This window comes from Actinomycetota bacterium (assembly GCA_040755895.1).
GTDB lineage: Bacteria > Actinomycetota > Aquicultoria > Subteraquimicrobiales > Subteraquimicrobiaceae > Subteraquimicrobium.
This window is the reverse complement of the sequence record JBFMAG010000066.1, coordinates 1-10,292: the sequence shown is the minus strand read 5'-3', so window position 1 is coordinate 10,292 and position 10,292 is coordinate 1. Positions and strand designations below refer to the sequence as shown.

Genomic DNA, 10,292 nt, shown 5'->3' with positions numbered 1-10,292 from the left:
AGACTTCGAATCCTGGAGGCGCTTTTTCCGCAAGAGGCACAGATATCATATTGCGCCGCTTCACCTAATACCTGGATCTTCTGAATCGCATCCATCGGTCATCCATCCAAATCCTACAAATTTAATATACGAACAAATGTTTGAAAAGTCAACCACCTTGGAATTTACAAAAATTTTACATTTTAAAAACTTTAGGGTGACGCTTAAGCTCAAGCGCCACCCTCTTTAAGACCAAAATGTATCTCAATTCCTTTTTACTCGATCTCCACAACTTCTATCTCAAATTTGAGAGTTTTTACCAGCTACACCTCCGTTCTTTTGGTGTCGGTAATGGGTTATCTCCTCTCTCTTCTCTTTCTTAAATCGTTCAACCTCTCCTTGCTTGCCTTCCTGAAAGCTTTGATTTTTTCATCCGTGCTTTCTTTGACATCCTCAATTACCTCGACGTTAGTAGCTTGGGCACCTTTGGGTCCTGAGACAATCTCAAACTGGACCTTCTGTCCCTCACGTAGCACTCTAAAACCCGAGCTTTGAATCGCGGTTTGATGGACGAAAATATCCTTTCCATTCTTCCTTGTGATGAAACCATATCCTTTTCTGGAACTGAACCATTTCACCGTTCCCTTAAATAACACAGTTTCCTCTCTCCAATCCTTTTAGTATCTCCTTTTGCCCCTGAAGTCTTTGCTGCGGCGGGGTTTGGCTTCGTTTACAACCATATCCCTATCTTTAGCGAGTAACCGTCGAATTTTTCTATCGCCTTTTGCGCTTCTTCTGAAGCCATTTCAACGAAGCCAAATCCCTTTGATCTACTGGAATAGCGATCAGTAATTATCCTCACGGATTCCACCGTTCCAATCTGGCTGAACAATTCACGTAGATCTTCTTCTTTGACCTCAAAGGAGAGATTTCCAACGTACAATTTTTTTTCGACATTCTTGCCTGGTTATTCACAAAAATGGGAAGGTAGTCGGTCGGCCGTTTCAAAAGATTTATAACCATTCATTCAGATACCCCGAGACTGAGGGGGAGGGAAACTTCTTCCTCGTTCTGCTCGATAAAAAAGGGCAGGTGCTCCGCAAGTACCGTATAACATCTTCTTCGAGTATTTTACAGAACCTGGCGGCATAAAGCCAGCCGATGCGGTGTCGCTCGTGACGATCGTCGAGTGGATCGACGACCTCGGTGAAATCAAGCTCGAAGACAAAGATGGCAAAGTGTAGTTCTCAAGAAAGTGCTCCCCGGGCGGACATCAAACCTCGCTCACCAATGTTCGCTCTTCAGAGAAGGAAACCCAGTGTTTCCCCTCTGATATCTCCCCTTCCTTACGAATGATTGTGGGGGAATCCTTCCCCCACAAAGATAGCCCCTGGTTCGAGTGCGGCAATCAAAATTGGCTGTCTTGGATTTCCTCGAGGCTGTTTCTCACTATTAGTCTCAGAGCTTTCTTTCCGGCAGTAGTCTTGAAGTAACTTTCTCTTCTGAGTGCATCCTGTTTAGATAAGAAGTATTCGCAAAATAGTGAGCTCCGCTCTACTCCTTGGCTCCCCGGGCCGGACTCGAACCGGCAACCTAGTGGTTAACAGCCACCCACTCTACCAATTGAGCTACCGGGGAATGTTTAACGCCGAATTCGGTATTCGGAACTCGCATCCGGACTTTGCTTAAGTTAACTTCTTAATCAGTTTATTAAGCATCTGACCGGCTCTATTACAATTATATTCTATTTTAGCGATCTCGTCTTCTCCTGCAAGTCCTAATTGGCAGCATAATTCCAATAAATATTGGAGTTCGATAAAGAACCTCGAGCCTGACCTAAGAATTGGCGGTATTCGCCCTTCGTAATCCGACCATTTCCCTCCACAATATTCAATGGGATCGAGAGTGCAGCTCGTCGCATTTGGCTTGTAATTCCAAATTTCTCATCTTCCGGAAAAGATCCCGTGAGTTTGTAGACACTTGTGACCATTTCCTTTGATACCTTAAAACATCTAACTCCCGGTAACAACACAAAAATTTCTCCCTACCCTTTTAAAATCAGAAGAATTATTCAAATTCCGAGTCTCGATTTCCGGGTTATTCTAGATAGTCTTTGAGTTTTGCACTTCGGCTTGGATGTCTGAGCTTACTTAAGGTTTTGGATTCGATTTGCCTTATACGCTCTCGAGTGACTCCAAAGACCCGACCGACCTCTTCCAGGGTTCGGGGGTGACCATCGATTAGCCCGAACCTCAATTCTATTACCTTTCTCTCCCTCTCGCTTAAGGTATCTAAAACCCGTCTTAGTTGCTCCTGAAGGAGAGAAAAGGAAGCAGCATCGGCTGGGACCTCTGCTTCCTGGTCCTCGATGAAATCTCCCAGCTGGCTGTCCTCTTCCTCACCTATGGGCGTCTCTAGGGATACCGGTTCCTGAGAAATCTTCAAAATTTCCCGAACCTTCTCCGGCGAGAGGTCCATTTCCCCAGCGATCTCCTCAGGAGTGGGTTCTCTCCCCAAATCCTGCAGCAGTTGCCTTTGTACGCGGATGAGCTTGTTTATTGTTTCCACCATGTGGACGGGGATTCGAATCGTTCTCGCCTGATCAGCAATGGCTCTGGTGATGGCCTGTCTTATCCACCAGGTTGCATAAGTGGAGAACTTATATCCCTTGCGATAGTCGAACTTCTCTACCGCCCTGATCAAGCCCAGATTTCCCTCCTGAATGAGATCGAGGAAAAGCATACCTCTACCCACATAACGCTTGGCGATGCTCACCACTAAGCGGAGGTTTGCTTCCACCAGTTTTCTCTTTGCGACTGATCCCTCCTCAACCAGACGGTTGAGATGGCGAATCTCCGCTCGGGGGAGACCCGAATTTTCCTCCAGCTTCCTTGCAGCCATCTCACCGGCCTCAATCTTTTTGGCCAGTTCAACTTCCTCTTTGGCAGTGAGCAGAGGAACCTTACCGATCTCCTTCAAATACATGCGAACGGGATCGCTCGTGGGAACCTTGATCGAGAGATCCAGCTCTTTTCCAAAATCCTTTTCCAACTCTTCCTCGCTCTCCTCTATATCTTCCACCTCAGCAATGGAATCCACAACTTCAATTCCCTGCTCTAGGAGGTGTGAATAAATGTTCTCAATCTGCTCCGTGGTGAGATCAATCTCCTGAAGTACATCGGCAATCTCATCGGATGACAACAGACCTTTCTCTCTGCCCTTATTGATTAGACGCTTCACTTCTTCGATTTCTAACTCTTTAAGGTGAGCCACCTTTGCTTCCTCCTAGTCCCAAACGGATACTACGATGCAGCTAGCTTAAATTACCTCTAAGATCCCTTCTCTTAGCCTCCAATTTGAGCAGCTCCTCGAAAAGAGCATCATACTTTATCGGATTTTTAATCGGATTTATCCGCTCTAATTTGGGTTTAAGAGTATTAATTTGACGTTGGACCTCAAATTCCTTGAGTCTCAATAGAATATCTTTAAAATATTTTTCTCTCTCTTCAACCTCCACTGGTTGAAGCATGAGTTTGCTTATGAGTTTTTGAAGTTCCTCGCGCTTAAATGCATTTGATAAAATCCCTTGAAATCCAGGCTCATCCGATCCGTAATGCGCTCGCGATTTTAAAATCGTAAACAATTCTCTACACTCGGGCAAGGTGAAATGCTCTTCATCCAGTTCGGTGAGTGCGGCTTTGTATTCCTCGGGGTACTGTAATATCAGCCTTAATAACTCCTGCTCAGCTTTCTCCTGAGCACTTGTGATCACCAGGTCTTCGGAAACCTCTTTAGATGCTCTTTTAGTTTTGGATCTTTTCAGTCTCTTTAACTCAAAGAAAAGTGAATCAAAAGAGACATTTAATTCCTCAGCCAACTTTTTCAGGTATTCTTCCTGTGCCACGGCGCCCTTTAGAGCCGCTATGATGGTTAAAGCCTCACTTGACGCTTTAGCTCGCTGTAAAGATTCACCCAAGTTATACTGGGATAACACCTGTTTTAGACAAAAATCAACCAAAGGAACGGCGTCCTCTAAAAGTTTTTCAAATTCACTCCTTCCGTGTTCAGCAACGAAATCGGCTGGATCCGTACCCATTGGTAATGAAACCACATAAATATCGACTTTTGACTCTCCCAATAATTCCAAACCACGCTCCGCAGCGGCGGTACCCGCGACATCGGCATCAAAAACCAATATCACTCTTTCACCGAAACGAGCCAGCAAGCGTAGATGATCGGAGGTAAAAGCCGTTCCACACGTTGCGACCACGTTTTTTATACCCACAGCGCGCAAGGAGAGGACATCCGTATAACCTTCGACCACCAAGCTTTGACCAGTTTTTGCTATCCCGTTTTTTGAATGATATAAACCATAGAGGATTGAACTCTTGTTATAAATGGGTGTTTCGGGTGAATTCATATACTTAGGCGATTCACCTTTACCTGGGTGCGATTCGTCCAAAATCCTTCCACCGAAAGCAATTACCCTACCCCTGACGTCAAATATTGGGAACATGATCCTAGAGCGAAACCGGTCATAAAAACCCTTCTCCCCTTTGATTATCAGACCAGACTCTTCCAACTCATCTAACTTGAACCCCCTTGCGCACAGGGAATTCAACAACCCATCCCATCGAGAAGGAGCGAGTCCGAGCTTAAAGGCATCGATAATTTCAGCATCATAACCTCGATTTTTCAAGTATTTCCGAGCTTTCCTGCCCTCCTCGCTCTTCAAGAGGTTGTAGAAGAAATTCATGGCTTCCTTATTTGCTTCGTACAATCTGACCCGACGAGATTGGCTCTCTTTCGAATCCCTCTCGTAGTGCAAGGTATATCCGACCCTGTCGGCGAGTGCCCTCACGGCATCCGGAAAATCGATATTATCCATTTTCATGATGAAAGTGAAAACATTTCCGCCAATTCCGCAGCCAAAACAGTGATAAAGCTGCTTAACGGGATCGACTATAAATGAAGGCGTTTTCTCCTTATGGAACGGACATAGTGCCTTAAAGGTACGCCCGCTCTTCTTCAGCGGAACGTACTCCGAGATCACCTCGACCAAATCATTTCTCCCCCTTACTTCGTTTATATCCTCCTCTTTTATAAAACCGTTCATTGGTCCATCCTTCACAGCAAATAAAGGGTTAAGTGGAATAATTTTACCCAAATTCTAGGAACAAATCGGGGTTAGAAAATAGGGGAACTCCGGAGAAAGCCCCTCCATCCAAGTGATATTATAATAAAATATTATAGCACATTTCCTCTCACTTTTCCCTTTATACGAACAAATGTTTGAAAGCTATAAGCTAGGCTAAATTTCGACAAAAGTTGAGCATCCCCTTCACAAAGTTGAAAATATTTTGGGAATAAATTTTGAGTCGATATTGGGAAATGGAGGGAACTTAGGCTTAGATCATCCAAGCTTTGGGAACGAATAGCTGTTCATAGATTCTTAAAGCATAGCGGTCGGTCATTCCTGCAACATAGTCGCAGACCTTAATGGGCAATTCCTCCTGAGATTGAGTGTAGAATTCTGGGGGAAGCTTACAGGGATCCTTAAGATAATAGAAAAATAGGGTCTTGAGAACTCTTTTTGCCTTCTCATCTTCCATTTTCGCAGGTGAGTCCATATATACTCGCTGCATCAAGAAGTTTCTCAGCTCATCCATGGCCTTGGCAAAGATTGGACTCATTTGGATTCTACCTTCATCCGCGCTGCTCCTAATCATATCCATAACCATGTTATTTATCCGTACACCATGGTATTTACCCAGTATTTCGAGGGGACCCTGGGGTAGGTCGCACTGGGATAAAATTCCTCCTCTGATGGCATCGTCGATGTCATGATTGATATAGGCGATGCGATCCGCTATCCTCACGATTTGTCCCTCCAGTGTGGAGGGGGACTTGTCTCCCGTGTGGTGAAGGATTCCATCTCTGACCTCCCAGGTGAGATTGAGACCTTTGCCTCCATATTCGATGAAATCCACCACCCGTAGAGATTGCTCACTATGTCTGAAGGCACAAGGTAGGTTTCGGTAAAGCTCAGAGTTTTCACTCTTCACCTTGCATAAGCATTGGGTCAAGGCCTCTTCTCCTATATGACCAAAGGGAGTATGGCCAAGGTCATGACCCAAAGCGATGGCTTCCGTGAGATCCTCATTCAATTTTAGGGAGCGAGCTATGGTGCGTGAGATCTGACTGACCTCAAGAGTGTGAGTGAGCCTTGTTCGGTAATGGTCTCCCTCAGGAGCTAGGAAAACCTGGGTTTTGTGGGAAAGCCTGCGGAAAGATTTGCAATGAACAATGCGGTCTCTGTCGCGCTGGAAACATGTCCGAAGGCTACAGGGTTCCTCGGAGACTTTACGTCCTTTAGAATTTACACTCAATTGAGCGCGGGGCGACAAAAACCTTTTCTCCCGTTCTTCTAACAACTCACGTATATTCATTCCTCAAATGAGTGATTCAAGTGAGGGGGTGATTCAAGTGATTCAAGTTTTTTATCTTCCTCACTCCCTCACTTCCTCACTCCCTCACTCCCTCACTTTCTCACTTAACCTTAAGGCTTCGTGGTAGAGTCTGGTGCCCAGGATCTTGGCCCTTTTTATAGCATTTTTATCCTCTCGAACTGGTCTTTGTCCACAAACCCCTTGATGTCCAGCATCATATTCGGAAGAGCCATCACCAACCACGCTCATGCCATGGATGAGCATGATATCGTGAAGAGCCCTCAAAGTGGTTTCCTGACCACCAAAACGGGAATTACCAACGGCTACCGCTCCTCCCACCTTGCCGATCAAAGCCCTCTCGGTTCTCAAGTGCCGAGTCTTATCCCAGAAAGCCTTCATTTGAGCGGAAACCGTCCCAAAGTAGACGGGGCTTCCCAGGACTACCCCATCAGCTTGCTTCAACAAATTGAAGGCTTCCTCCAAGAGGGTTCCCTCAAAACAACTCTTATCACAAGGGCTAGAGCAGGCATCGCAATAGGGTTTCTCCTGTCCAACTAAAACCTCCATGACGTGAATAATTTTGGTTTCGGCCTCCTTTTCCTTGGCAGCTTGCAGCACACACTCAAGCAGAAAAGCCGTATTCCCATCTTTATTCGGGCTACCATTAATCCCCACTATCAACATCGCAACCCCCTTAAAAGTGATTCAAGTGAGGGGGTGATTCAAGTGATTCAAGTTTTTTATCTTCCTCACTCCCTCACTTCCTCACTCCCTCAATATTATTTGGTAAGATCTTCTCCCCTACCAATTCTCGCCTGGGCAGCAGCTAAACGAGCTAAGGGTACCCGATAAGGCGAGCAGCTCACATAGTCCAGACCTACGTGATCGCAAAACTTCACCGATCTTGGCTCGCCCCCGTGCTCACCGCAGATTCCCAATTTGAGTTCAGGGTTTGCCTTTCGTCCAAGTTGGCACGCCATATCCATGAGCTTGCCGACACCTGAGGGATCTAATATTTCAAAGGGATTGTGCGCGAGAATTCCCCCCTCCAAATATCTCGCCATGAACTTGCCCTCAGCATCGTCCCGACTGAAACCAAAGACGGTCTGGGTAAGATCGTTGGTACCAAAGGAGAAGAAATCAGCATATTTGGCGATCTCGTCTGCAGTTACAGCAGCTCGAGGAACTTCGATCATGGTTCCTACAGCATATGGTAGATCTTCTCCCGAAGATTCCAGAATCTCGTCGGCAATCTCCTCAACTTTTTCCCTCAAAACTTTAAGCTCACCAGCGTGAGCAACTAAGGGGATCATCACCTCAACCTTTGGAGTTATTCCCTTTCCCGCCACGTTGCAAGCGGCTTCGAATATGGCTCGAACCTGCATTTCGTAAATTTCGGGATAGACCAGACCCAACCTACAACCACGCAGTCCAAGCATGGGATTGACCTCCACCTGAGCTCGCACCTTGTGAAGCAATTTTTCCTTCTCTCGTATCACCTCATCCGGCACCTTTTTGTATTTCAACTCCATCAGTTCTACCTGTAGCTCCGTTAGATTTGGCAGAAACTCATGGAGGGGAGGATCTAAAAGTCTGATGGTCACGGGTAAGCCCTTCATGACCTTGAAAATTTCCTCGAAATCCCTTCTCTGCATGGGAAGCAATTTCTCCAAAGCTTTCTCGCGCTCTTCAACGGTGTCGGCGAGGATCATCTGTCGAACCAAGGGCAATCTATCCTCAGCAAAGAACATGTGCTCAGTTCGACATAGCCCGATACCCTCCGCACCGAACTCCAAGGCTTTCCTGGCGTCATTGGGCAAATCGGCGTTTGCCCTCACACCCAATCTGCGCCTTTTATCCGCCCAACCGAGAATCTTTTTTAGATCCTCGCTTATCTCTGGGGGAATGAGGGGAACGCTGCCCAAAATGACTCGACCCGTTCCTCCATCGATGGTAATTACATCTCCTTCTTTTACGATCTCGTCCCCCACTTTGAACAGGCGATTTTCGTAGTCGATCTTCACATCCTCGCAGCCACAAACGCAGGGTTTACCCATACCCCGAGCTACAACAGCAGCATGCGAGGTAAGCCCACCATGGCTTGTGAGAACCCCCTGGGCTGCGATGATGCCGTGGATATCATCGGGAGTAGTCTCCCAGCGAGTCAGGATAATCTTTTCCCCGGTGCTTCCCAGCTCTTCTGCCTTATCGGCATCGAATACAATCTTGCCCGTGGCTGCTCCTGGTGAAGCGGGCAGCCCCTTTGCCAATACTTTCACCTTAGCTTTTGGATCAAGCCTGGGATGGAGAAGCTGGTCTAATTGATAGGGATCGATCCTGGATATAGCTTCCTCCTCGCTGATGAGTCCCTCCTCCATCATATCCACGGCGATCTTTATGGCAGCCGAGGCTGTTCGCTTTCCTGTTCGTGTCTGGAGCATGTAAAGTTTGCCCTTCTCTATGGTAAATTCGATATCCTGCACATCTCTATAGTGCTCCTCGAGGGACTCCGCCACTCTCCCCAGAAGCTCATAATTCTCGGGCATTTCTTCCCTAAGCTTGACTATGGGCTGAGGAGTCCTTATTCCAGCCACTACATCCTCACCTTGGGCATTGGTCAGATATTCGCCATAGAGCTTCCTCTCTCCCGTGGACGGATCCCGGGTAAAGGCTACTCCCGTAGCTGAATCACTCCCCATATTGCCGAAGACCATGGTCTGGATGTTAACCGCAGTGCCCAGGTCATCGGGGATATTGTGAACCTTTCTGTAAACCATGGCTCTCGGATTATTCCAAGATTCGAATACCGCGGCGATGGCTTTATCCAGCTGCTCTAGAGGTTCCGAGGGGAATTCCTCCCCGGTTTCCTCCCTTGTGATCCCCTTGAATATCTCAACGAGCTCTCTCAAATCCGCCGCCGTGAGCTCCATATCCGATTTGACACCCCTTTCCCTCTTAAGACTGGCCATCGCCTGTTCAAATTTGTCGCCATCGACCTTTAAAACCACATTCCCAAACATTTGAATGAAACGGCGGTAAGCATCGTAGGCAAATCTTTCATTGCCCGTGAGGCGGACAAGTCCCTTGACCGTGACATCGTTTAGACCCAAGTTGAGAACGGTATCCATCATACCGGGCATCGAAAAAGCGGCTCCAGAGCGAACGGAGACGAGAAGAGGATTTTCCGGATCACCGAACTTCTTCTCGGTTCTTTTCTCAAGAGACTTGAGATGAGCTAAAATCTCCTCTTTCAAACCAGGAGGATAAGACGCAGTCTTTGAATACTTCCGGCAGGCCTCAGTAGAAATTACAAATCCTGGAGGTACGGGTAGACCGAGGTTCGTCATCTCGCAAAGGTTTGCCCCCTTTCCTCCCAAAAGAAATTTCATCTTTGCGTTGCCTTCTTCAAAATCGTAAACATATTTTCGGGTAACCTTTGCTTTGGTTATCTTCGCCCCCTCAAGAATTTCTTTCTCCTCCATGGGCACCTCCTGGTTCACCGTTCATAGTCCACAATCATAGTTCAATTTTATACTTTATTATGCCATAGAGATAATTCCAGAAGGATGGCTCAAATCCTAAATTCAAAATCCTAAACAAATTTCCACCCTCCGTAGCAGTGCTACTGCGGAGGACGGGCAAAATCCAAATTTCTGAAATCCTAAACACTCTTCTAAATCACATTTTCATTTCGTTTTGATCTTTGAATTTTGGTCATTTAATATTGTTTAGAATTTGGTGCTTTGTGCTTAGAATTTGAAATCATCCTTTGCTTAAGAACAGTTTGGCAAAAAGAACTTCTGCCATAGGCGATCTATGTCTAGCCTATACTTTATTATAAGTGTAGACGCTGAATATTCTTCT

At 46.4% G+C, this 10,292-nt stretch carries 8 protein-coding genes and 1 tRNA gene; all 9 read right to left on the bottom strand.

The window, feature by feature from the left end; genetic code table 11:
* Positions 1–335 precede the first annotated feature (335 nt).
* Positions 336–635: a cold-shock protein gene (locus AB1466_03175; GenBank protein ID MEW6189101.1), complete on the bottom strand. Its 300-nt coding sequence runs from the start codon at positions 633–635 to the stop codon at positions 336–338.
* Positions 636–709: 74 nt separating this feature from the next.
* On the bottom strand, positions 710–922 hold the full coding sequence (locus AB1466_03170; protein ID MEW6189100.1) for an RNA-binding protein: 213 nt from the start codon (positions 920–922) through the stop codon (positions 710–712).
* A 619-nt stretch (positions 923–1,541) separates the two neighbouring features.
* Positions 1,542–1,617 (bottom strand) — tRNA-Asn (locus AB1466_03165).
* A 139-nt stretch (positions 1,618–1,756) separates the two neighbouring features.
* Complete coding sequence (locus tag AB1466_03160; protein ID MEW6189099.1) at positions 1,757–1,969, bottom strand: four helix bundle protein; 213 nt, start codon at positions 1,967–1,969, stop codon at positions 1,757–1,759.
* A 107-nt stretch (positions 1,970–2,076) separates the two neighbouring features.
* The gene (gene rpoD / locus AB1466_03155; GenBank protein MEW6189098.1) at positions 2,077–3,252 is read right to left on the bottom strand and encodes an RNA polymerase sigma factor RpoD; all 1,176 of its coding nucleotides are present in this window, start codon (positions 3,250–3,252) and stop codon (positions 2,077–2,079) included.
* A 40-nt stretch (positions 3,253–3,292) separates the two neighbouring features.
* A complete protein-coding gene (gene dnaG, locus AB1466_03150; protein MEW6189097.1) occupies positions 3,293–5,095 on the bottom strand; it encodes a DNA primase in 1,803 nt (600 codons plus the stop codon).
* A gap of 292 nt (positions 5,096–5,387) precedes the next feature.
* A complete protein-coding gene (locus tag AB1466_03145) occupies positions 5,388–6,428 on the bottom strand; it encodes a deoxyguanosinetriphosphate triphosphohydrolase (protein ID MEW6189096.1) in 1,041 nt (346 codons plus the stop codon).
* 84 nt (positions 6,429–6,512) lie between these two features.
* Entirely contained in the window at positions 6,513–7,112 is a 600-nt protein-coding gene (locus tag AB1466_03140) for a flavodoxin family protein (protein MEW6189095.1), read from the bottom strand.
* A 95-nt stretch (positions 7,113–7,207) separates the two neighbouring features.
* On the bottom strand, positions 7,208–9,910 hold the full coding sequence (gene ppdK, locus AB1466_03135) for a pyruvate, phosphate dikinase (protein ID MEW6189094.1): 2,703 nt from the start codon (positions 9,908–9,910) through the stop codon (positions 7,208–7,210).
* Positions 9,911–10,292: the final 382 nt, after the last annotated feature.